This is a genomic window from Pseudomonas plecoglossicida NBRC 103162 = DSM 15088 (genome assembly GCF_000730665.1).
Classification (GTDB): domain Bacteria; phylum Pseudomonadota; class Gammaproteobacteria; order Pseudomonadales; family Pseudomonadaceae; genus Aquipseudomonas; species Aquipseudomonas plecoglossicida.
Window position 1 is genome coordinate 23,453 of sequence record NZ_BBIV01000048.1, and the last position, 21,742, is coordinate 45,194.

27 protein-coding genes and 4 tRNA genes are annotated in these 21,742 nt (G+C 62.1%); 24 read left to right on the forward strand and 7 right to left on the reverse strand.

The window, feature by feature from the left end; genetic code table 11:
* Positions 1 to 190: 190 nt before the first annotated feature.
* The 4 genes from clpB to PPL01S_RS21040 all read left to right on the forward strand — a co-directional run bounded on the left by clpB (position 191) and on the right by PPL01S_RS21040 (position 3,418).
* Entirely contained in the window at positions 191 to 2,755 is a 2,565-nt protein-coding gene (gene clpB, locus PPL01S_RS21025) for an ATP-dependent chaperone ClpB (RefSeq protein ID WP_016392900.1), read from the forward strand.
* A gap of 424 nt (positions 2,756 to 3,179) precedes the next feature.
* Positions 3,180 to 3,255, forward strand: a tRNA-Asn gene (locus PPL01S_RS21030).
* A 4-nt stretch (positions 3,256 to 3,259) separates the two neighbouring features.
* Positions 3,260 to 3,336, forward strand: a tRNA-Pro gene (locus PPL01S_RS21035).
* A gap of 6 nt (positions 3,337 to 3,342) precedes the next feature.
* A tRNA-Lys gene (locus PPL01S_RS21040) sits at positions 3,343 to 3,418 on the forward strand.
* Between the two features lie 163 nt (positions 3,419 to 3,581).
* Here the strand turns inward: PPL01S_RS21040 and PPL01S_RS21045 are convergent.
* From PPL01S_RS21045 to PPL01S_RS21055, 3 genes are all read right to left on the reverse strand, one after another.
* Complete coding sequence (locus PPL01S_RS21045; RefSeq protein ID WP_028626123.1) at positions 3,582 to 4,877, reverse strand: NAD(P)/FAD-dependent oxidoreductase; 1,296 nt, start codon at positions 4,875 to 4,877, stop codon at positions 3,582 to 3,584.
* An 84-nt stretch (positions 4,878 to 4,961) separates the two neighbouring features.
* Positions 4,962 to 5,135 carry a DUF3094 domain-containing protein gene (locus tag PPL01S_RS21050; protein ID WP_008091951.1) on the reverse strand — a complete coding sequence of 58 codons (174 nt, stop codon included), beginning with the start codon at positions 5,133 to 5,135 and terminating at the stop codon, positions 4,962 to 4,964.
* Positions 5,136 to 5,268: 133 nt separating this feature from the next.
* Positions 5,269 to 5,898, reverse strand: coding sequence for a DUF1780 domain-containing protein (locus tag PPL01S_RS21055; RefSeq protein WP_008091953.1), 630 nt, complete (start codon positions 5,896 to 5,898; stop codon positions 5,269 to 5,271).
* Between the two features lie 34 nt (positions 5,899 to 5,932).
* On the opposite strand from PPL01S_RS21055, the gene PPL01S_RS21060 reads away from it, so the two are divergent.
* A complete protein-coding gene (locus PPL01S_RS21060) occupies positions 5,933 to 6,679 on the forward strand; it encodes an energy-coupling factor ABC transporter permease (RefSeq protein WP_042156621.1) in 747 nt (248 codons plus the stop codon).
* Between the two features lie 71 nt (positions 6,680 to 6,750).
* On the opposite strand, the gene yacG is transcribed toward PPL01S_RS21060, so the two are convergent.
* From yacG to PPL01S_RS21080, 4 genes are read right to left on the reverse strand one after another with little or no spacing between them, the layout of a single operon-like run.
* Positions 6,751 to 6,951 carry a DNA gyrase inhibitor YacG gene (yacG, locus tag PPL01S_RS21065; protein ID WP_008091956.1) on the reverse strand — a complete coding sequence of 67 codons (201 nt, stop codon included), beginning with the start codon at positions 6,949 to 6,951 and terminating at the stop codon, positions 6,751 to 6,753.
* A complete protein-coding gene (gene coaE / locus PPL01S_RS21070; protein ID WP_016392897.1) occupies positions 6,948 to 7,571 on the reverse strand; it encodes a dephospho-CoA kinase in 624 nt (207 codons plus the stop codon). Before coaE ends, yacG begins: the two co-directional genes overlap by 4 nt.
* Positions 7,571 to 8,437, reverse strand: coding sequence for a prepilin peptidase (locus tag PPL01S_RS21075; RefSeq protein ID WP_016392896.1), 867 nt, complete (start codon positions 8,435 to 8,437; stop codon positions 7,571 to 7,573). Before PPL01S_RS21075 ends, coaE begins: the two co-directional genes overlap by 1 nt.
* 2 nt (positions 8,438 to 8,439) lie before the next feature.
* Positions 8,440 to 9,648 carry a type II secretion system F family protein gene (locus tag PPL01S_RS21080; protein ID WP_028626122.1) on the reverse strand — a complete coding sequence of 403 codons (1,209 nt, stop codon included), beginning with the start codon at positions 9,646 to 9,648 and terminating at the stop codon, positions 8,440 to 8,442.
* A gap of 216 nt (positions 9,649 to 9,864) precedes the next feature.
* Here PPL01S_RS21080 and PPL01S_RS21085 point away from each other — a divergent pair, with 216 nt between their 5' ends.
* The 19 genes from PPL01S_RS21085 to PPL01S_RS21175 all read left to right on the forward strand — a co-directional run bounded on the left by PPL01S_RS21085 (position 9,865) and on the right by PPL01S_RS21175 (position 21,730).
* Positions 9,865 to 10,275 (forward strand): pilin, encoded by a 411-nt coding sequence (locus tag PPL01S_RS21085; protein WP_016392894.1) that lies wholly within the window; start codon positions 9,865 to 9,867, stop codon positions 10,273 to 10,275.
* Positions 10,276 to 10,345: 70 nt separating this feature from the next.
* Positions 10,346 to 10,421 (forward strand) — tRNA-Thr (locus PPL01S_RS21090).
* 161 nt (positions 10,422 to 10,582) lie between these two features.
* A complete protein-coding gene (locus tag PPL01S_RS21095; protein ID WP_028626121.1) occupies positions 10,583 to 11,896 on the forward strand; it encodes a tyrosine-type recombinase/integrase in 1,314 nt (437 codons plus the stop codon).
* 158 nt (positions 11,897 to 12,054) lie between these two features.
* Positions 12,055 to 12,993 carry a hypothetical protein gene (locus PPL01S_RS21100; RefSeq protein WP_028626120.1) on the forward strand — a complete coding sequence of 313 codons (939 nt, stop codon included), beginning with the start codon at positions 12,055 to 12,057 and terminating at the stop codon, positions 12,991 to 12,993.
* An 84-nt stretch (positions 12,994 to 13,077) separates the two neighbouring features.
* Positions 13,078 to 13,344 (forward strand): helix-turn-helix transcriptional regulator, encoded by a 267-nt coding sequence (locus PPL01S_RS21105; RefSeq protein ID WP_028626119.1) that lies wholly within the window; start codon positions 13,078 to 13,080, stop codon positions 13,342 to 13,344.
* A gap of 98 nt (positions 13,345 to 13,442) precedes the next feature.
* A complete protein-coding gene (locus PPL01S_RS21110; RefSeq protein ID WP_248694087.1) occupies positions 13,443 to 13,697 on the forward strand; it encodes a hypothetical protein in 255 nt (84 codons plus the stop codon).
* Positions 13,694 to 14,248, forward strand: coding sequence for a hypothetical protein (locus PPL01S_RS25515; RefSeq protein ID WP_174435909.1), 555 nt, complete (start codon positions 13,694 to 13,696; stop codon positions 14,246 to 14,248). The genes PPL01S_RS21110 and PPL01S_RS25515 overlap by 4 nt, the downstream gene beginning before the upstream one ends.
* A 145-nt stretch (positions 14,249 to 14,393) precedes the next feature.
* Positions 14,394 to 14,687: a hypothetical protein gene (locus PPL01S_RS21120; RefSeq protein WP_028626116.1), complete on the forward strand. Its 294-nt coding sequence runs from the start codon at positions 14,394 to 14,396 to the stop codon at positions 14,685 to 14,687.
* On the forward strand, positions 14,684 to 14,899 hold the full coding sequence (locus PPL01S_RS21125; protein WP_028626115.1) for a hypothetical protein: 216 nt from the start codon (positions 14,684 to 14,686) through the stop codon (positions 14,897 to 14,899). The genes PPL01S_RS21120 and PPL01S_RS21125 overlap by 4 nt, the downstream gene beginning before the upstream one ends.
* Entirely contained in the window at positions 14,896 to 15,240 is a 345-nt protein-coding gene (locus tag PPL01S_RS21130; protein WP_143503512.1) for a hypothetical protein, read from the forward strand. Before PPL01S_RS21125 ends, PPL01S_RS21130 begins: the two co-directional genes overlap by 4 nt.
* A 3-nt stretch (positions 15,241 to 15,243) precedes the next feature.
* Positions 15,244 to 15,522, forward strand: a complete 279-nt coding sequence (locus PPL01S_RS21135) for a hypothetical protein (RefSeq protein WP_028626113.1) — start codon at positions 15,244 to 15,246, stop codon at positions 15,520 to 15,522.
* The gene (locus PPL01S_RS21140) at positions 15,515 to 15,742 is read left to right on the forward strand and encodes a hypothetical protein (RefSeq protein WP_028626112.1); all 228 of its coding nucleotides are present in this window, start codon (positions 15,515 to 15,517) and stop codon (positions 15,740 to 15,742) included. Before PPL01S_RS21135 ends, PPL01S_RS21140 begins: the two co-directional genes overlap by 8 nt.
* Positions 15,739 to 16,629, forward strand: a complete 891-nt coding sequence (locus tag PPL01S_RS21145) for a toprim domain-containing protein (protein WP_028626111.1) — start codon at positions 15,739 to 15,741, stop codon at positions 16,627 to 16,629. The genes PPL01S_RS21140 and PPL01S_RS21145 overlap by 4 nt, the downstream gene beginning before the upstream one ends.
* Positions 16,616 to 18,415 (forward strand): DUF927 domain-containing protein, encoded by a 1,800-nt coding sequence (locus tag PPL01S_RS21150; protein ID WP_028626110.1) that lies wholly within the window; start codon positions 16,616 to 16,618, stop codon positions 18,413 to 18,415. The genes PPL01S_RS21145 and PPL01S_RS21150 overlap by 14 nt, the downstream gene beginning before the upstream one ends.
* Before the next feature lie 336 nt (positions 18,416 to 18,751).
* Positions 18,752 to 19,054 carry a hypothetical protein gene (locus PPL01S_RS21155; protein WP_028626109.1) on the forward strand — a complete coding sequence of 101 codons (303 nt, stop codon included), beginning with the start codon at positions 18,752 to 18,754 and terminating at the stop codon, positions 19,052 to 19,054.
* The gene (locus PPL01S_RS21160; RefSeq protein WP_028626108.1) at positions 19,051 to 19,650 is read left to right on the forward strand and encodes a hypothetical protein; all 600 of its coding nucleotides are present in this window, start codon (positions 19,051 to 19,053) and stop codon (positions 19,648 to 19,650) included. The genes PPL01S_RS21155 and PPL01S_RS21160 overlap by 4 nt, the downstream gene beginning before the upstream one ends.
* Positions 19,651 to 19,653: 3 nt before the next feature.
* Positions 19,654 to 20,598 (forward strand): hypothetical protein, encoded by a 945-nt coding sequence (locus tag PPL01S_RS21165; RefSeq protein WP_042156630.1) that lies wholly within the window; start codon positions 19,654 to 19,656, stop codon positions 20,596 to 20,598.
* Between the two features lie 71 nt (positions 20,599 to 20,669).
* Positions 20,670 to 21,272, forward strand: a complete 603-nt coding sequence (locus PPL01S_RS21170) for a tail assembly protein (RefSeq protein WP_028626106.1) — start codon at positions 20,670 to 20,672, stop codon at positions 21,270 to 21,272.
* Positions 21,269 to 21,730, forward strand: a complete 462-nt coding sequence (locus PPL01S_RS21175; RefSeq protein WP_028626105.1) for a hypothetical protein — start codon at positions 21,269 to 21,271, stop codon at positions 21,728 to 21,730. The genes PPL01S_RS21170 and PPL01S_RS21175 overlap by 4 nt, the downstream gene beginning before the upstream one ends.
* Positions 21,731 to 21,742 lie beyond the last annotated feature (12 nt).

Consider the following 21,742-nt stretch of genomic DNA (forward strand, 5'->3'; position numbering starts at 1 on the left):
CATACGCGCTTCCTGTGGGAGCCGGCTTGCCGGCGATGAGGCCCCCACTAATCCGTCAGACTGACCCCGGTCAACCCCGCTACGCTTGAATCTTCCAGAATCAGCCTTATCTATAAAGGCATCTCAGGCAGGTTTCTTCATCAAAGGCGCTGTCCATCGCTCCGACCTGCCCTTACAGGAAGGTATCCCCATGCGAATAGACCGTTTGACCAGCAAGCTGCAACTTGCAATATCCGATGCCCAATCCCTCGCCGTTGGCATGGACCACCCTGCCATCGAGCCCGTGCACCTGCTGCAGGCGCTGATCGAGCAACAGGGCGGCTCCATCAAGCCGCTGCTGATGCAGGTCGGTTTCGACATCAACAGCCTGCGCCAGGCGTTGGTCAAGGAACTCGATCAACTGCCGAAAATCCAGAACCCCACCGGCGACGTGAACATGTCGCAGGACCTGGCGCGCCTGCTCAACCAGGCCGACCGCCTGGCCCAGCAGAAGGGCGACCAGTTCATTTCCAGCGAGCTGGTGCTGCTCGCTGCCATGGACGAAAACAGCAAGCTTGGCAAACTGCTGCTGAGCCAGGGCGTGAGCAAGAAGGCCCTGGAAAACGCCATCAACAACTTGCGTGGCGGCGCGGCAGTGAACGACGCCAATGCCGAAGAATCGCGTCAGGCGCTGGACAAGTACACCGTCGACCTGACCAAGCGTGCCGAAGAAGGCAAGCTGGACCCGGTGATTGGCCGTGACGACGAAATCCGCCGCACCGTGCAGGTGCTGCAACGCCGTACCAAGAACAACCCGGTGCTGATCGGTGAGCCTGGCGTGGGCAAGACTGCCATCGCCGAGGGCCTGGCCCAGCGCATCATCAACGGCGAAGTGCCCGACGGCCTCAAAGGCAAGCGCCTGCTGGCGCTGGATATGGGTGCGCTGATCGCCGGTGCCAAGTACCGCGGCGAGTTCGAAGAGCGCCTCAAAGGCCTGCTCAACGAGCTGTCCAAGCAGGAAGGCCAGATCATCCTGTTCATCGACGAGCTGCACACCATGGTTGGCGCTGGCAAAGGCGAAGGCGCCATGGATGCTGGCAACATGCTCAAGCCGGCCCTGGCCCGTGGCGAACTGCACTGCGTTGGTGCCACCACGCTCAACGAATACCGCCAGTTCATCGAGAAGGACGCGGCGCTGGAGCGGCGCTTCCAGAAGGTATTGGTGGAAGAACCGAGCGAGGAAGACACCATCGCCATCCTGCGCGGCCTGAAAGAGCGCTATGAAGTGCATCACAAGGTGGCCATCACCGACGGCGCGATCATCGCCGCGGCCAAGCTCAGCCACCGCTACATCACCGACCGCCAGCTGCCGGACAAGGCCATCGACCTGATCGACGAAGCGGCCAGCCGCATTCGCATGGAGATCGACTCCAAGCCGGAAGTGCTCGACCGTCTCGACCGTCGACTGATCCAGCTGAAGGTCGAGTCCCAGGCGCTGAAGAAGGAAGAAGACGAAGCGGCGAAGAAGCGCCTGGAGAAGCTGACCGAGGAAATCGAGCGGCTGGAACGTGAATATTCCGACCTGGAAGAAATCTGGGCCTCGGAAAAAGCAGAAGTGCAGGGTTCGGCGCAGATCCAGCAAAAGATCGAGCAGGCCCGCCAGGAGCTGGAAGCAGCCCGACGCAAAGGCGACCTCAACCGCATGGCCGAGCTGCAGTACGGGGTGATCCCGGACCTGGAGCGCAGCCTGCAGATGGTCGACCAGCACGGCAAGACCGAGAACCAGCTGCTGCGCAACAAGGTCACCGAGGAGGAAATTGCCGAAGTGGTGTCCAAGTGGACCGGCATTCCGGTAGCCAAGATGCTCGAAGGCGAGCGCGAGAAGCTGCTGAAGATGGAAGAGCTGCTGCACCAGCGGGTGATCGGCCAGGGCGAAGCGGTGACTGCCGTGGCCAACGCCGTGCGCCGTTCGCGTGCCGGCCTGTCGGACCCGAACCGGCCGAGTGGTTCGTTCCTGTTCCTCGGCCCGACCGGTGTGGGCAAGACCGAGCTGTGCAAGGCGCTGGCCGAGTTCCTGTTCGACACCGAAGAGGCCATGGTGCGCATCGACATGTCCGAGTTCATGGAGAAACACTCCGTTGCTCGCCTGATCGGCGCTCCACCAGGGTATGTAGGTTATGAAGAGGGCGGTTACCTGACCGAAGCGGTACGGCGCAAGCCTTACTCGGTGGTGCTGCTGGACGAGGTGGAGAAGGCCCACCCGGATGTGTTCAACGTGCTGTTGCAGGTGCTGGAAGACGGCCGCCTGACCGACAGCCACGGACGCACCGTGGACTTTCGCAACACCGTGATCGTGATGACCTCCAACCTGGGCTCGGCGCAGATCCAGGAGCTGGTGGGTGATCGCGAGGCACAACGTGCGGCGGTGATGGATGCAGTGGGTTCGCACTTCCGTCCGGAGTTCATCAACCGGATCGACGAAGTGGTAGTGTTCGAGCCACTGGGCCGCGAGCAGATCGCCGGTATCACCGAGATCCAGCTGGGCCGTCTGCGCAGCCGCCTGCTGGAACGCGAACTGTCGCTGAGCCTGAGCCCGGAGGCGTTGGACAAGCTGATCGCGGTCGGTTACGACCCGGTGTATGGCGCCCGGCCGCTGAAGCGGGCGATCCAGCGCTGGATCGAGAACCCGCTGGCGCAACTGATCCTGGGCGGCAAGTTCCTGCCAGGTTCGGCGATCACTGCCACGGTGGAAGGCGACGAAATCGTCTTTGCCTGATCGCTGCAATAAAAGAAGCCCCGCACTGCGGGGCTTTTTTTGCCTGAAACCGCGCTGGCCCCATCGCCGGCAAGCGGGCAGGGACCGGTGTGGGAGCCGGCTTGCCGGCGATAGGGCCCGCGCAAACCCCGCAAAATCAGGCCCTCCCAAGCTTTTTTGATAACTTGCTGAAAATTTTGAAATTTTTGCTTGCATCAAAATTCGAGTGCCCCTAATATACGCCGCGTTGTCAGCCACTAAGCGAATCACCAGCAACAACGGTGACCGCAAAACAACTTACAAATCAGTAAGTTGAATGAAAAAAAGGGGTTGACAAGCAAAACGAAGAATGTAGAATAGCCGGCCTCAGCAGCGACAACGCGAAAGCGGAGAAGCCAAAGAGTCCGAAGCGAACACAGTCTTCGGAGTTGTACCGAAGTTCAGTTCCGCGATAGCTCAGTCGGTAGAGCAAATGACTGTTAATCATTGGGTCCCTGGTTCGAGTCCAGGTCGCGGAGCCAATCTCGGGGTGTAGCGCAGTCCGGTAGCGCGCCTGCTTTGGGAGCAGGATGTCAGGAGTTCGAATCCCCTCACCCCGACCATTTTCCGGGTCGTTAGCTCAGTTGGTAGAGCAGTTGGCTTTTAACCAATTGGTCGTAGGTTCGAATCCTACACGACCCACCATGTAAAGAGGGTGTCTCGAAAGAGATGCCCTTTTTCTTTTGCCTCGAATTTATGCCGGGCAGAAAAAAGCACCTTTCGGTGCAGATCTTCTGGCCCTATCGCCGGCTTGCCGGCGATGAGGCCAGTGCAGACACCCTGACCTCAAGCCAAGCCACTTACAAAATCAGTGCAGCTTCAACCGCGGCTCGGTGCCTCGGCCAATCTTGCTCCCCAGCATCATCAGCGCTGTACGGAAGAACCCATAAAGCGCCATCTGGTGCATCCGGTACAGCGACACATAGAACATCCGCGCCAGCCAGCCCTCCAGCTTCACGCTGCCCATCAGGTTACCCATCAGGTTGCCTACCGCCGAGAAGCGCGACAGTGACACCAGCGAACCGTAGTCCTTGTACTCATAAGTCGGCAGCGCCTTGTTCTCCAACCGCGCCTTCAGGCTCTGCGCCAGCATCGAAGCCTGCTGGTGCGCCGCCTGGGCCCGTGGTGGCACGTTGCGGTCGCTACCCGGTTGCGGACAGGCGGCGCAGTCCCCGAAGGCGAAGATATCGTCGTCGCGGGTGGTCTGCAGGGTAGGGCGCACGACCAGCTGGTTGATGCGGTTGGTTTCCAGGCCATCGATGTCCTTGAGGAAGCCCGGCGCACGGATACCTGCCGCCCAGACTTTCAGGCTGGCCTGGATCACTTCACCATCCTTGGTCTTCAGGCCGTCCTCGGTCACTTCGCTGACTGCGGCATTGGTCATCACCTTCACCCCGAGTTTTTCCAGGGTCTTGTGCACCGGCACGCTGATGCGCTCGGGCAGGGCAGGCAGTACCCGCGGCCCGGCCTCGATCAGGGTGATGTGCATGTCCTTGGGCTGGATGCGATCCAGGCCGTAGGCTGCCAGTTCGTGGGCGGCGTGGTGCAGTTCGGCCGCCAGTTCCACACCGGTGGCGCCGGCGCCGACGATGGCCACGCTGATCTTCTCGCTGGCCACATCGCCGGCGTGGGCGCGCAGGTAGTGGTTGAGCAGCTGCTGGTGGAAGCGCTCGGCCTGCTTGCGGGTATCCAGGAACAGGCAGTGCTGTGCCGCGCCCAGGGTGCCGAAGTCGTTGGTGTTGCTGCCCACCGCGATGACCAGGGTGTCGTAGGCCAGGGTGCGCGCAGGCAGCAGCTCGCGGCCCTCTTCGTCGAGGGTAGCGGCCAGCTGGATCTGCTTGCCTTCACGGTCCAGGCCTCTCATGCGCCCCAGCTGGAAATTGAAGTGATTCCACTTGGCCTGGGCCACGTAGTTCAGTTCATCTTCCGAGGAGTTGAGCGAGCCGGCGGCCACTTCGTGCAGCAGCGGCTTCCAGATGTGCGTGAGGTTGGCGTCGACCAGGGTGATCTCGGCCTGCTTGCGCTTGCCCAGGCTTTTACCCAGGCGGGTCGCCAGTTCCAGGCCGCCGGCGCCGCCGCCGACAATCACGATGCGATGAGTCATGGGGATATCTCATAAGGTTTACGGAATTCGTGGCCATGCCGGCCGGCCGCAAACTGCACGAGGGGAGGGCGAGCGCAAGGCAGCTCATAGCACCAGTCCACTCAGCAGGCGGCTGATAAGGCCCAACCCGATGGTCACCGCCAGCACCAGCACAAGGAGCAACCACGGCCGGAAAGGCCTGCGCTCGACTTGGTGCTGGGGGGCTCGCAGGTACTCATCGACACGACGCTGATCTTCGGGATTCAGTCGGCTGGTCATGGCAGGGCCTCGTCAGGTAGACGTTTGAGACTGCATGCACGCTACAGCGTTCATGCAAGCACTTGAAAAGAATGATAATGCTTTCTATCCCTGGCGCCGAGTGTACGCCATCGCAAAGACTCTCGGCACTGGATCAAAGACTGATGCCCACGTCGAACACGATGCTGCGCCCCAGGTTGCCACGCAGGAAGTCTGGCGCGTCAGGGTGGGCGAACAGCACCCGGGCGAAGGTCGGCCCCACCAGCGACAGCGAGCGCCAGCCCTGGCGCAGGTATTCGGTGGGCGGCGGAAAGTGGGTGTTGAGGTCGAGCACTTCACGCTTGAGGCTGGCAAAGGCAATGATGTCCAGCTCGTTCAGGTCGAGCCCGCGTTCGCGGTAGTTGTGCGCCTTCTTGCGCAAGGTCGGCGCCAGGCGCGCCAGCAGTTCGCTGGCGGCGATGCGCCGGGGCCGCGCTTCGCGGCGCACCAGCTGGGCCAGGGAGAAGGCACTGCGCCGACGCTGCAGTTCCTCGCGCCATTCGTCATTGAGGCGACGGCCTTCATCCAGTACGAAAAACACCTCGAACGCCGCGTCGCGGAACAGCACATCCGGCGGTTCCTGGCCGGCCGGGGTGAAGTCCTCGCTGCGATAGGGGATGTTCAGCCCCTGCAGCAGGCGCTGGCATACCCAACGTTCCCGCTCCCACTTGCGTGCATTGGAGAGGAAGGCATTGGCTTGTTCGGCCTGGATGGTGAGCAGGCGCAGGTAGTCTGAGTCATCCATGCCACAAGCTTAGTCGCTAAACCATGACGATAAGATGCTGTTTTCCAATGGGTGTAGACTCAGGCTTATCCACAGCAGCACAAGGGGTATACGCCAGGTGATCAGTGCGCAGGTGTTGTCCGACACCAGCCTCAGTGTTGGCTGGCTCGGTTACGTGCCGTTGTTGCTGTGGGCAGCCAGCCGCACCCGTTGGGTGGAACTGTTCGCCGACAGGCGTCGGCAGCATCTGCTGTTCGGCACGGTGTTCTGCCTGTTCGCCCTTTGGCTGGTGCGGCGCGACTTCGATACCGGCGTGTCGTACCACTTCATTGGCATGACGGCGGTGACCTTGCTGCTGGATTGGCCGCTGGCGATCCTGGGGGGCTTCTTCGCCCAGCTCGGGTTGCTGGCGCTCGGGCGACAAGACCTGGCGGCGCTGGGCGTCAACGGTTTGTTGCTGGTGGGCCTGCCGGTGCTGATCACCGAGGTGTGCGCGATCCTGGTCGAGCGCGTGCAGCCGCGTAACCTGTTCGTCTACATCTTCTGTTCGGGGTTCTTTCCGGCTGCACTGACGGTGCTGGTCTGCCTGCTGGCGGCACTGGGCTTGTTGTGGTTGGACGGGCGCTTCGCCATGCCGGAGTGGCTCAGCGACTTCGTGGGCTACCTGTGGTTGATGATGTTCCCGGAGGCGTTCATCAACGGCATGGTGATCAGTGCGCTGGTGGTGTTTTGCCCGGAATGGCTGGAAACGTTCAATCGCACGCGCTATCTGCAGGCGCCGTGGAAGGATGATGAGCGGTGATCTGTGTGAGGTACCTGTGGGAGCCGGCTTGCCGGCGAAGGCCTGCAAAGCAGGCCCCTGAGCCACTCAACTCAATGCCTAGGCTCCAGATCCCCCGAATACAGCTCATCCTCGGACTCTTCCGCCCCCGGAATCTTGTGCTCCTCGGCCGCCCAGGCCCCCAGATCGATCAACTTGCAACGATCGGAACAGAACGGCCGGAACGCGTTCTTCTCGTTCCACTCCACAGGTGCGCCACAGGTCGGGCAATCGACGGTCAATGGCTTGCTCATGGCTGGCCTCCTCGTAAAGTCAGGTAAAAGTGGTGCAACCGGTCGATCTGCCCATGCAACGCGGCCAGGTCGCTGTCGTTGACCACCACATCATCGGCATGGCGCAGGCGTTCCTCGCGGGCCAGCTGGGCCTTGAGAATCGCCTGCACCTGCTCGGCACTGGTGTTGTCGCGCTGCAAGGTGCGCGACACCTGCAGCGCCTGCGGCGCATCGATCACCAGCACGCGCTGGGTCTTCGAATGCTGGCCAGACTCGATCAGCAGCGGCGACACATACACCGCGTAAGGCGATTCGGCCTTGGCCAGGTAGCTGAAGATCTCCTGGCCGATCAACGGATGCAGCAGCTGTTCCAGCCATTTGCGCTGGGCCGGGTCGGCGAAGATCAGTTGGCGCAGGGCCGCACGGTCAAGCTGGCCATCTTCCAGCAGCACGCCGGGGCCGAAGCGTTCGACGATGCTGGCCAGGGCCGGACGGCCAGGTTCGACGACCCAGCGCGCAGCCTGGTCGGCATCGACCAGGTGCACGCCCAGCTCGACGAAGCGTTCAGCGGCAGCACTCTTGCCGCTGCCAATGCCGCCGGTAAGGCCGAGAATCCAGGGGGTGAAGGCCGCAGTGGTCATCAGAATCCAAGCAATTGAAGGTAGGAAGCGTATATTTCATCACCCCAGAGCACGGCAATCCACCCCGCAATGGCCAGATAGGGCCCAAAGGGTATCGCCAGGCTCACCGGGCGGCGGCGCCAACGCAGCAGGCACAGTCCAATCACCGCGCCCAGCAGCGACGACAGCAGCAGGGTCAAGGGCAGTATCTGCCAGCCCGCCCAGGCACCGATCAGCGCCAGCAGCTTGAAGTCGCCATAGCCCATGCCTTCCTTGCCGGTGACCAGCTTGAACAGCCAGAAGACCGTCCACAGGCAGAGGTAGCCAGCCACCGCGCCCCACAGGGCGTCAGTCAGCGGCACGAAGACGCCGAAGGCATTGACCATCAGCCCCAGCCACAGCGTCGGCAGCACCAGCACATCTGGCAACAGGCCGTGATCGGCATCGATCAGGCTCAGGGCCAGCAGGCACCAGGTCAAGGGCAGCGCCAGCAAGGCCTCGAGCGTGGCACCGAAATGCCAGGCCACTACCAGCGACAACACTGCGCAGGCGGCTTCCACCAGCGGATAACGCGGGCTGATTGCGCCTTTGCACGCCGCGCAACGACCGCGCAGCAGCAGGTAACTCAACACCGGGATGTTTTCCCACGCGCGAATGCGGTGCCCACAGTGCGGGCAGTGGGAAGCGGGCAAGCACAGGTCGAAGCGCTCGTGTTCATTGGGAGCCAGCCCCAGCACCTCCTGGGCCTCACGCTGCCACTGACGTTCCAGCATGATCGGCAGGCGATATACCAGCACGTTGATGAAGCTGCCCACCAGCAGGCCGAGCAAGGTTGCCAGGGTGAGGAAACAGGTTGGCTGCTCAGCCAGGAAAGTCGATAAGGTCATGTTCAAATCAAACTACCCAACTGGAAGATCGGCAAGTACATCGCCACCACCAGGCCGCCCACCAGCACGCCCAGGATCGCCACGATGGCCGGCTCGAGCAGGCTGGTCAACTGGTCCAGCGCCTGGCTGACCTGTTCCTCGTAATGGCTGGCGGCTTTGTCCAGCATCTGGTCCAGCGTGCCGCTGGACTCGCCGATGGCCGTGAGCTGTATCAGCAAGGGTGGAAACATCGGCTCGGCCGTCATCGCCTGGTGCAGCGCCTGCCCATTGGCCATGTCCTGGCGCAGCCGCAGCACGGCCTGTTGCTGCAGGTCGCCCCCACAGGCTCCGGCCACGGTACCGAGCGCATCCAGCAGCGGCACGCCAGCGCCGTACGCCGTCGCCAGGCTGCGCGCGAAACGTGCCAGCGCGGCGTGCCCGAGCAACCTGCCGAACACCGGCAGACGAAGCACCTGTCGAGATATCCACAGCCGCGCGGGCGCATGCTGGCGGTACAGCGTGCGCACGCCCAGGCACAGCGCCACGGCAGTGACCACCAACAGCGGCGCCCAGCGCCCCAGCCCTGTGGACAAGTCGATGACCCATTGGGTAAACGCTGGCAGCGCCGTATCGAAGCCGGCGAACAAGCTCTGGAAACGCGGAATCACTTCCAGCAACAAGATCGCCGATACCCCCACGCCCGTGAGCAACAGCAGCAAGGGATAGAGCATCGCCTTGCGCACCTTCCTGTACAGCGCCTGACGCTGCTCCAGCATGCCCGCCAGCTGTTCCAGCTGCCGGTCCAGCGTGCCGGACTGCTCACCCACCCGCACCAGGTTGCAGTACAAGCCGTCGAACCACCCCGGATGACGCTGCAGTGCATCCGCCAGCCCCAGCCCCGCGCCTACATCCTTTTGCAGGCAGTGCAGCAACGCCGCTTGCCCGCCATCGCAACCGCTGCGGCCCATGACCTCGAATGCCTGCAGCAATGGCACACCCGCCTTGAGCAAGGTCGCCAACTGCCGACTGAAGCCTGCCGGGGCGCGTTTCTCCCGCGCCTTCGGCCAGCGCCAGGTCAGCCCACCGACCGGCCGCAAGCCCGCCACGCGAATGCCCTGGCGCTGCAGACCGGCGCGCACATACGCCGGGCTGCGCCCGCTCATCTGGCCACTGACGGTTGCGCCACTGGCATCGGTGCCATGCCAGGCGTAGTGCTGCGTCGAATGCTTCATGCAAAGGTCCTTTTCTGCCCGGGCGACAAGCCTGGAAACAGCTTGCCGAGTCCTTGGAGGGGCGCACTTCCCTGATGCTCACTAGAGTAGTTCAGCGACGACGACGCCCAAGCGGGCAGGGGTGACAAAAGGTGTCTGATCAGGCCTACTGCGCCGCTGCCAGCTGGGGTCGAGCCTGACCTCAATGTGTAAGCGAATCAAAAAGGAAAAACGTTCATGAAAGGGCAACGCGGTATCACCCTGATCGAACTGATGATCGTCGTGGCGATCATCGGCATTCTGGCGACCATCGCCATCCCGATGTATACCAACCACCAGGCCCGCGCCAAGGCGTCCGCCGGCTTGCTGGAAATCTCCGCACTGAAGACTGCCATGGACCTGCGCCTGAACGAAGGCAAGGACGTGGTCGACGTCGCCGCCCTGGGCGGCCAGGCCGCCACCTCCCACTGCGCCATCACCGCACGCGGCACTGCTGCCACTGGCAGCGCCACTCTCGAATGTACCCTGGCGGACGCACCGGCCGTTGTCCTGGGCAAGACCTTGACGTTGACCCGCTCGGCCACGGGGTGGAGCTGCGCCACCAACATCGAGGAAGACTTGGCGCCGAACGGCTGCAAGGGGGCTTGAAGGCAGGGTAATTAGCCAGGGGAAACAGGGGTTTGCGTAACGGCTGCGGCAGTGGTACGTTGCGCTACACGCCGGTGTAGCTCAGTCGGTAGAGCAGCGCACTCGTAACGCGAAGGTCGCAGGTTCGATTCCTGTCTCCGGCACCATCCAGCTGTTCCGATACGTCTCTCCTTGTACACGGAACCCCCTGAAAAGCCCGCCAAGTTCGGGCTTTCTTGTTTCTACCTGTCTCGCTCTGTCTCTAGGCATATACCGATTTTAGGTATACGTTAGGGTATACGCCGGTTCGACGAGAAAACGTATACCTATGGCACGTACCGTTACGCCCCTCTCAGACCCCAAATGCGAAGCCGCTAAGCCGCGGGACAAGGACTACACCCTGTTCGACGGCCAGGGCCTGTTTCTGCTGGTCAAGAAGAACGGCAGCAAGATCTGGCGCATGAAGTTCAAGCGGCCGGATGGCAGGGAGGGGCTGGCCACCTTCGGCAACTACCCCGCATTGACGCTCAAAGCCGCCCGTGAGCGCCGGGCCGAAGCGCTGGGGTTGCTGGCGCATGGTAAAGATCCGATCGAGAGCGCCAGGCAGGGGAAGGTCGAAGCGGCGAATGCGAGGGCTAATACCTTCGGCGTACTGGCCAAGGATTGGCATGAGGCCTGTTCCAAGAAATGGTCACCAGGTCATGCGGCGACGGTGTGGCGGCGGATCGAAACTTACCTGCTCCCTGCCTTGGGCCAGCGCCCGGTGGCCGGCCTAAAGACCCGCGATCTGCTGGCACCGCTCAAGGCTGTGGAGAAGCGGGAAGTCCTGGATACTGCCGGCCGGCTACGGCAGTACATGACTGGGATCATGCGTATGGCTGTCCAGCACGGGCACATCGAAACCAACCCAGCGGTGGACCTACAGGGTGCCACTGCCACGCGCAAGACAGTCCACCGGCCTGCGCTGGCGCTGGACCGCCTGCCTGAGCTGATGCAAAGGATCGAGAGCGACACGGGTAGGCCCCTGACCCGGCTGGCCACCCAGCTCACGCTGCTGGTATTCATCCGGTCCAGTGAGCTGCGGTTTGCTCGCTGGCCAGAGATAGACGCCGGCCGCTCCATGTGGGAAATCCCCGGCGAGCGCCAACAGATCGAGGGCGTGAAGAACTCGCACCGCGGCTCCAAGATGAGCACGCCCCACCTGGTGCCACTGAGTCGCCAGGCCCTGGCCACGCTTGAGCAGGTGCGTCAGCTCACCGGGCGCTTCGACCTGGTGTTTGCCGGCGACAGCAACCATTGGAAGCCCATGAGCGAGAACACCGTGAACAAGGCACTTCGGCGCATGGGCTACGACACCAAAACCGAGGTTTGCGGGCACGGTTTCAGGGCTATGGCTTGTTCAGCCCTCGTCGAGTCGGGGCTCTGGAGCAAGGACGCGGTAGAGCGGCAGATGAGCCACCAGGAACGTAACAGCGTGCGGGCGGCGTACATCCACAAGGCCGAGTACATCGAGGAGCGCCGGCTGATGGTTCAGTGGTGGGCGGACTACCTCGAGGCGAATCGCGAGAAGCACGTCACCCCATACGACTACGCGCATCGTACTGAGCAGAACGCCAATGTGGTGCCGATCAAGAGGGCCTGATGCGGGCCTTCCATTGTCCACTTAGACAGATATAGACTCAATGCTATTACTGTTTGGATAACCAGTGCTAGAGCGCGCAAGGTTGTTTCCTAGCTTAGCTTTTATGGGGCGCGTGATGCCGCTAGCCGGTTGCCCTGCACAGATTTACTGGAGGGCATATGGCTGAGATCCCTACGTCGGATAGCTTTTACGAATTATCGAAGGTGGCTGATGTATTCGTGAAGCAAGCGGCCGATGCAATAGTTTTCGAGCTGGACAAGGTACCAGCCGCGCTGGACTGTGATCTCACTGAGACGGCCTCTGTGTGCGCGCAATTGCTAGACGAAACATACACCAGCGTTGTAACCGCCCAGTGCTCACGAACGATACAGTGGTTCGAGTCTGAGCCCGCATTTGCCATGGCAATCAAATCGCTGTCCTACCGGAAAGTAGATGATGATCACTGGGAGCCGAGAATTCAGATAGAGCTGGAGCGCTGGGTAGCTGGCTTTCGAGTAGGCAAGTCATCTCATCAGGGGCTCATTGCGCAGAGGATTGCCCGCATTCCCTGTCATTATCTCAATTACATGTCCATGGTTGCGGAAGCATCGTATCGATACGTCAGCGGGATCGGGCACCGAGCTGTAATAGAGGGTCCCAGTGCTATCCGCCGTTTGAAAGATCTAGTTCTTGAGGTCGAAGAGATCCTCAGCGCGGAATGGCTGCCAGATGATCTGCGACGTAGCCTGGGCTACAGCATTCGAACAAAAGCAGCCCTTCGTGACCTTTATGAGCATGATGAGGGAATCCCAACACCAACCCGCAGAAACGATATCGACCTGCCCGCACGGCTGTTCGCGATTGACCTGCTCCGAGTCAACCAAAGGGTATTTCAGTCGTTTCACAAAAAAACAGTATTCCATCTGATGGGCCTGTCTTTCGTGAGTCGCCCACTGGAGATGCGCACCATCGAGCGCTTGGCAAAAAGCGAAATGGACGCCTATCGAGAGGAGGCGGCCAAACGCATTGCCGACAAAAGAGGCCTCGATTTCGAGTATGTTCTGACGACACTAAAGGCAGACAAGAGTCTGACGTTCAGGGGACAGAACGGCGCTTGAAACAACTGCGTTTCGTCGTACTCAGCGAGCCGATCGATTGCGAACCTATATCCCGTTATCTACAACTATCACGGGACACAGGACATGCAAAACACATCGGCTCATGCGCCGCTTTCCACTGCGTCTATCCAGCAGTTTGACGCCTCGATAACTATCATCCGCTTTCCCGAGGTCGAGGCCATCACCGGTCTGGCCCGTGCCACCGTATACAAGCGCCTCAAGGATGACCCGACTTTCCCCAGGCCCGTATCGCTGAGCAACAGCAAATCGCGTGGCTCGCCTGTGGGGTTCGTTCTGGCTGAGATCCAGGCCTGGGTGCGCCAGCGCATCGCATTGCGCGAGGTGGCTTAAATGAAAAAAGCCAGCCCCAAAGTAAGCAGGCCAGCCCGTCGCAAGGCAATGTTACCACCAGCAAGGCGCCGAGCAAGATCGCCCGGGTACTGGCCTACATGCTGAATGACGGCAGCTTGCAACGCTTCGAGGCCGAGCGCTTGGGCGACCACTGCTTGCACTCCACCATCAGCAGCCTGGCCAATGGCTACGGCTTGAAATTTCAGCGCCAGCTTGAGCGCGTACCTAACCATTGGGGCGAGCCTTGCACCGTGACCAGGTACACCCTCCCTGCCAGTGAGCACGGCCGCGGCAGCGAGGTTTTGGAAATGCTGTGCTCGCCCCTGAACCAGCGCCAGCGGGTGGCGGCATGATCGGCTTGGCGCTCAAGAACCGCGATGAGCGGTCGATATTTTTGGTTGCAGGCAATCGTGATGCTCGGTATGGTTCGCCCAAATCCACGGTAAATCCCGTGGTCGGGTTTGGCGACTCGAACTACCTAAGGCGCAACAGCGCCCCCATTACGATTGCAGGCGCTTTTTTTATGCCCGCAGCCTCGTGTTATGGCGGCTGTGCGTGGGAGACCTTCGTGTCTGCCGGTTTCCTTGGGTACCGGTTCGCCAACCTGCGTACAGCTGCCACCCATAATCGTTTGGCGACGGTTCGTGGCAGCTCCAATACCCAAGGAGCTCGACCCATGCACGCCCTCAATCCGTCCGAAATATCCCGCGAGCACCAGAACGCATACTGCTCGAAACTGTTGAAGACACTTCTGCGCTACTCCACTCCATCTGAGCTTTCCCGCATCACCGCCAACCTGGAAGGGGAGGTGGCGAAGACCTTGGCGACTCGCTTCGTCCCTGGCCTCAATGATGCGAGCTATGAGGTCTACCGCAGCTTCTGGCTGAAGGGTGGTGCCCAGTGATGAAGAACTTCAGCCTTCGCGCATATGCCCACCGGCGCATGGCTCTGGCCGCACTTCGCGCTGACTCCAGCCTTGCCACGCGCCTCAAGCGCTACAACGCCGCTATGGCGAATGCCCGCGCCCTAGAAGTGCAAGGCGGTGTCCAATGAACAACTTCCCAAGCGTTGCGACCCTTGAAGGCGAGGTACTGTCTGACGCGGTACTCGACGCCCGCGCCATGTGCTCGATGAACTTTGCCAGGGATGAATTCAACAAGCTTTACGAACTGCTCTACCCCATGTGTTCGAGCCATACGGAAGGGCCGATGTGCGACATTGCACGGCATCTAGAGCAGGTCCGAATTTTCAGCCGTAATTTCTGCTGGGCTCATCGCCACCTGGGAGCCTCGTATGGCGTTGTAGGCGAGCGCGCAGGCATGGATGACGAGGTGATCGTATGACGTCCATCATCCGTATGCCTGACGACACCCAAGACGATCTGCGCGACGTACAAAGCGTGCTGGTGCTTCTGAGCATGGCCCTGGCGGTGATCGCCGCACCGACCACGCCCCTCATCGTCGCCCGCGTCACCGCCGTGATCGCGCAGCACACAGCTATGGCCTGGGCTGAAATGCTGGACGGCGTGATTGCTGAGCAAGGGGGTGAGCTATGAGTGCCGTAAACAAAGCGCCCATTACTTGCCGGGACGATCTCACTTTCACTAGCCGCGACGATTGTGGGCGGATGGTCAACTGGCCACGCAATAACCCTGGCGTGGCGGCTGACTGGGGAAAGGGCATCGCCTTTTTCGATAGTGAGATTGCCGAACTGTCGGCCAATGATGAAACCGCGGCGTATGAGGCCATCAGGTTCGCCATCACCGACATGGGCGGTCGTACCACCAATCTAGAGCTGGGCTTTGCAGACGCCGTGGCCAAGGCCGCCGCCCTAGGCCTGCGAGCAATGCGCAGCGGCACCGAGCGCTTCGCGCCTATCGACTTCGACGGGGAGTAACCCATGCAAAATCAAAACAGTGCGCAAGCGCTGACGGGATCGGCTTGCCCAAAGAAAGCCACCGAGCTGTTTTACGTGAGCCATCCGAAGGCCGATCGGGCCTTGTTGGGGCCGTTCCTGAGCCAGGCCGACGCCGAATGCGGGCGCGTAGTTTTGCGTAGTGCTGAGGCCGTGGTGACGGCTTGTCTCGTCGACTCACTGGACGAGCTGAACTGGCACGCGGTGAACAACGGCCAGGTCTGCCGGGCCTTCGCTGGCGCCGAGGGGGTGAGCCATGGGTAAGGTCATGCCGATTCGCCGCAAGGGTACCGGTGGCCCGCCGACTGCTGGCGCCCACATCCACAGCGCCAGCTATGCGCTGCTGGTGGAAACGCTAGTGGGCTTCCTGGAACTGCGCATTGCCGAGGGTGACGCAGGCCGTCACCGTCCCGAGCTGGAGCGTCTGACCGATCAACTCGAGCGGCTGGCCAAGCGTTTCACACCACCACAGGGGGCCACATGACTGATCCTGTGATCTTGTTCCGTGATGTGCTCCAGTTGGCCTATGGGCCGCTCGACTGGCTGCCCCTAGACGATGGCGATATCCACCGCTTCCACGTCGCCGGCGACAAGCCCGGCACGCTCAACGGTTGGTACTGCCTGTTTACCGATGGCATTGCCTCGGGCGCGTTCGGGAGCTGGAAGACGGGCGGCACCAGCACCTGGTGTAGCCGTGAGCCGGTGGACGCCCGCGAAGCCGAGCAGGTGCGCCAGCGCATCGAGCAGGCCCGGCGCCAGCGGGATGCCGAACGGCAGCGGCGCCAGCTCAAAGCGGCGTCCCTGGCACAACGCTGGTGGCGTGACGCTCGCCGTGCTGACCCGGCCCACCCCTACCTGGTCGCCAAGGGCATTCGTGCCCACGGCTTGCGCCAGCGTGGTGAAGACCTGCTGATCCCACTGTATGCCGGTGGTGTGCTGGTGAACCTGCAACGGATCGCCCCGGACGGCGCCAAGCGCTTTCTGTATGGCGGCCGGATCAAAGGCGCCTATTCGCCACTGGGGCGCATTACGCCGGGCAGGCCGCTGTGTATCTGCGAAGGCTGGGCGACGGGCGCAACGCTTCACGAAAGCGGCTACACGGTCGCCTGCGCGATGAATGCCGGGAACTTGAAACCGGTGGCGCTGGCGCTACGGGCCGACCACCCCGGCACCGAAATCATCATCGCCGGCGACGACGACCGCGAAACTGAGGCCGCAGGCAAGGGCAACCCGGGGCGCACAGCCGCTCATGACGCCGCAGCCGCATGTGGCGGCCTGGTGACCTTCCCTGAGTGGCCAGCCGACGCACCGCTGACCCTTTCCGACTTCAACGACCTCGCCGCCTGGAGGTGCCGCCATGCGCCCGCCTGATACCAACGTCATCAACCTGCGCCCCGAAGCGCCCAAGGTCGAGCCTGATCGCCCGTGCTGGGGCGTGTACGAGCACTGGGTAACCAATGAGAAGGGCCGCAGGCTCAAGCCCGGCGTGTACTGGCACGGCTTCAAGCGCAGCGCCGGCGATGATGAGAGCGACGACGACAAGGCCGACCGCCCGATCACTGACGAGTGGATCGCCACGCCCGTGACCGTCGCCGCTCGCACCACCAACAGCGATGACGGCAGCGAAGGCCGGTTTCTGCGCCTGCTCACCGACAGCGGCCCCAAGGAATGGATCATTCCCATGGAGGTGTTCGGCGGGAGCGGCGAGGACGCCAGGCGGACGCTGTTCGGCATGGGCGTCATCATCGCCTTGAAGAAGCGCGGCCAGTTCATGGAGTACCTGCTGGACCAGCGCCCTGCAGAGGTGTTTGCCACCACCTGCCGCCCTGGCTGGCATGAGTCGGGCGCCTTTGTGCTGCCTGGGCGCACCATCGGCAGCGACAAGGTGCGCTATCAGGCCAGCGCCAAAGGGCAGAACCTGTTCAGCGTGCGGGGAAACCTGGACGGCTGGAAGGCCGAGGTAGCGGCCAAGTCCGAGGGCAACCCGGTGCTCACCCTGGCCATCGGCTGCGCCCTCGCTGGATCGCTGCTGAGTTTGGTGGGCGTGCTGGGTGGCGGTGTTCACCTGGTGGGCGACAGCTCCAGCGGCAAGTCGCTGGCGCAACTGATCGGTTCGTCTGTGTGGGGCGATCCGGGCATCTTCGCCGCATCGTGGGACATGACCAAGGGCGGCTTGGAGATCGAGGCATCGAGCCGCAACGACACCATGCTACCCCTGGACGAGATCAAGCGGGCCGACCCCAAGCGCGTACAGGAAATGGCCTACTCGCTGGCCAACGGCCAGGGCAAAGGCACCATGACCCGCGACCGGGAGGCCCGCGGGAAACTGAGCTGGCGCCTGCTGGCGCTTTCCAGCGGAGAGCGCTCCCTGTCCGAGCACGCGGCCATCAGCGGTAACGCCGCCCACGCTGGCGCAGAGCTGCGCATGGTCGACGTGAACGCCGGTACCCGCACCCACCGCGCCTTCGATGAGTTGCACGGCCTGGAGGGCGCCGACTTCCACCGCCAGCTCACAGTGGCCGTGGGAGCGAACCACGGGCACATCGGGCCGGCATTCGTGGAGAAGCTGTTGACCAGCGACGATCGCCCCGGCCTGCTCGAGGACTTCGCCGGTATCCGTGCCCAGTTCGCCGAGGACAACGCCCAAGCCGGGCGGGTGGCCGATCGCTTCGCAGTGATCGCGCTGGCGGGCGAGATGGCCATTGCCTACGGCCTACTGCCTTGGGCGCCGGGCACCGCTCTGGCCGACTGCCAGTTGCTGTACGGCGAATGGCTGAGCCGCGTGGGCGGTGGCAACGCCGAGGACCGCCAGATCCTGGCCGGCATCCTCGATTTCATCGACAAGCACGGCAGCAGCCGGTTTTCGGACGTGGAAGACCAGACGCCGGATACCAAGGTGTTCAACCGCGCTGGGTACTGGGAGGTGGTCGGCGCCAAGCGACTGTACCTGTTCAACAAGTCCGCACTAACCGAGGCCGCCCATGGGCATGGTTTGGCGCGTGTCGTAAAGGCGCTGGAAGGCGCTGGCGCTCTTGCCAAGCACGATACCGACCGGGATAGCCGCAAGACGAAGAAGTACCGCCTGCCTGCTGGGGGATCTGCCCGCCTGTATGTGATCGACCCCGAAGCCATGGACAGTGAAGGCGGTGGCCTATGACCACCATCACCACCAAGCGCCAATGCCCCAATCCACAGGAATCTAAAAACGTGGGGAACAGGGGGAACGGGGGAACAGCCAGTAAATACGCGGCTTGTAGCCGTTCCCCCTTATTGAAGTGTTGGGGAACAGGGGGAACACAAGCATGTTTTTGAATATAAGCGCCTGTGCATTCCCTGCTGCCTGGTTATCACTGTTCCCCAGTTTTTCGGGCGGGGAACACGTACCCCCGCTGGAGGCCCCGGAAACTCTGGGTCTTCCCCGCGTTCCCCCGTTCCCCCGATTTTTTTTCACAGACACATTTGGGCGTTATGGAAATCCGGGTGAGGTGACGCCATGAGCCTCCTTGCCGACCTGCTCAATCACATGCCGCCAAACGTGACTGGCGCTGGCAAACCATCCATGGCGAAACGCGCCCCGGATCGTCCGCGCCTGGTACTGGTCGAGCCTGTGCAATTGCCATCCGGTCCCTACGCCAACGCCGCCAATGCCACGCCTGAATGGCGCCAAGCCCGCGACCAGTACATCAGCCATGTGATGACCTGCCGGGGCTGCTATGCGCCTGCCGGCCGTCATTGCCTGGTCGGTACCGAGCTGCGCGCTACCTACGACAACACGCTTATGGAGGCCCACCCATGACGCTCACACCGACCATGCGCCTGTGCGATATCGCCTCAAAACCGGGTATCAGCGCCAGCACGCAACTCATCACCACCCGGCGCATCTGCCGCAACATCAGCAGCAACCTCGATTCGATCCACGCCGAGCGACGTGCCATGCGCCGTCAGGCGGGCAAGCTGAAAGCGTTCTTGCCGTTCACCCGACAGGCCATTTCCGATCTGGAGGACCAGGCGCAGACGCACCGATCGGTTGAGCGCGCCCAGGCGCTGGTGGCGCTTTCGGGCTTCGGTCAATCGCTGTTGTTCGACCGTGACGGCCTGGCCAGCGCCCTGGGGTTCGACCGAATGTGCGACCTGCTGAGCGTGAACAACGTGGAGCGCGAACAAGCCAGGCGGGATGGCTCCACCAGCTTGGAATCCCTGGTGTTCACCCATGCGCTGGAGGACAGCGCAGAGCGCCGAGGGCAGGAGTGGAATGACGCGCCGCTGTTCAACGCTTGCCACACGGCCATGGCGGACTTCATCAGGGATTGCCCGGGTGGTGTGTTGCCTGACCCCTTCGCACCTGGGGCGCCATTCCGGCCGAAGCTGCCACCCAAGCTGAGCGTGGTGTAAGCCATGACCAAACTAGAAGCGAAACAGCCTGATTCATCCGTGAAGGCGAAAAAGCGGGTTTCAGACGATCAGCGTCGTTTGGTGCTGGACCTGCGCCGCCGTCACTCGCTCCGTGAGGTGGCCGAGATCACCGGCCTGCCGCTGGGAACGGTGAAGACCCTGGTTTCACGATCCGGGGCGTTCCGCGACAACGAGCAGCACCGCGTCCTGTTCACCCTGCCGCCGATCAGCGCCAGCACCGAGACCCTGCCGAGCGTGCCCGAGCTGCCGCCGCAGGAAGTGGTCACCGGCGACAAGGAGGTGGATGCGGTGCTCTGGTTGCGCTCGATCATCAGCACCGGCCAGGCCGTGTTGATCGACCGCGCCTTGGAAGGCGCCAAGAAGATCAGGACACCGCTCGATGTGCTGGAAAAGCGGTACCGGGATCACCTGGTGGCCACCAACCCCGGCCATCTGTTCGCTGCTATGTCGTCGTTCGGCTTCGCTGACCTGGATGCGCTGGCCACTCGGGCCATCGAGCAGCATCGACTGAGGCTGGAGGGCACCGCTCGCTTTGGTGATGCCCTGCTGGCCGACACCGAGGCGGAATCGTTCTGTATCGAGGTGCTGAGAGGCTTGGAGCGAAGCGGCCCCCTGCTCGACTTCGACAAGGCGGAAGTAGCCGACCGGTTCAACGCCCGCCCCGAATTGCTACCGCACACCCTGGCGGACTGCTTATACGAGCTGGGCTACTGGGACCAGCTTTACCGGCTGCGCAACGCCGTGGACCGAGACGCCAGCGACGGACCGGCCGAGGCGACGGCGCGGGAGTGGTTCGTGTTCGGCCTGCTGGCGCAGATCCGGCCCCGCGACAAGGCCGAGGCCCTGGCCGTATTCCGCTATTTGATCGCCAGCCAACGCGACGACATGGCCGAGTCAGATGCAATTCTTTGCAACCTGATTGGGTGACCGGCCCGATCAATCACACCATCGGGCACCAGCCCACACAAAGCGCCAACGGCGCATCAAGGAGTAAATCCATGGCAGCTACAGCAGCACATTACACCCCACGGACGAAGGTACGCCTCGGCGGCTTCCTTCGTAAAAAATACTTCAAGGTACAGAGCTTCCTGCTGGACAGGGGCGACCCTAGGGAGGCGGTCAAAGCGATCGATGTGAACTATCCAGGCTTTGCTCAGGATGTTGCCGATGCTGAAAGCAGAGGGCTACGTTTCGCGGTTTTCAAAAATGGCAAAAACATCGGGGAGGAGGAACTTGGCATGGGAGGCGCTCGAGAGCTGCGGTTCGTGCCTGTGGTCCATGGGAGCAAGCGCGCAGGTCTTCTTCAGACAGTGATAGGCGTAGCGTTGATCGTCGTAGCTTCGTTCATGACTGCGGGGGCAGCCGCAACGGCAGTTATGGGAGCCGGCATTGCAAATACCGCTGGAGGCGTAATTCAGATGCTTAGCCCGCAGGCTGGTGGCCTCTCACAGAGCGGGGCGCCGGAGAACCTTCCTAGTTACGCGTTCGGCGGCGCCAAGAATACTGTGGCGAGTGGAAACCCCGTGCCAATCTGCATCGGCCATCGACGTTGGGGCGGAGCGATCATTTCCGCCTCAATTGTTGCGGAGGATAAGGTGTGAAGGTGCGAGAAAGGATCAGTCTCACAATCAAGGCCATCGCCCAGAAAGATTACGCCCAGGTCCGCCAATTGGTAGACAGCTGCCCCACTGAGCATGTGGAGGTTGCGAGCCTGGAGTTTCTCAATACGACAAGGATGCTGTGTCGTGTAGCCCAGCTGTTCGAATGCGAAATGCGCGGGCTAGCCCTGAACTTCGCAAGTACCGCTACGGGGAATGACGCTGGAGGGATCACGGATTGCCTTGACCAGGTGGCCGCGGCGAATCAAGGCTTTGCGGAATTCTGCGATGATTTCAATGTGTGTGCAGACGACCTGCTCGGAACCATGGGTGGCCATCATCCTGCCGTGGCCTATCTGACCGGTATGACTCCAAAACCAAAAGGAGACTTGGTGGAATACTGGCGGCAAGCGTTCGCCATAGCGGCCAATGGAGAGGTGCTAGGCGAACGACGCCACTGATTGGGCTTTACT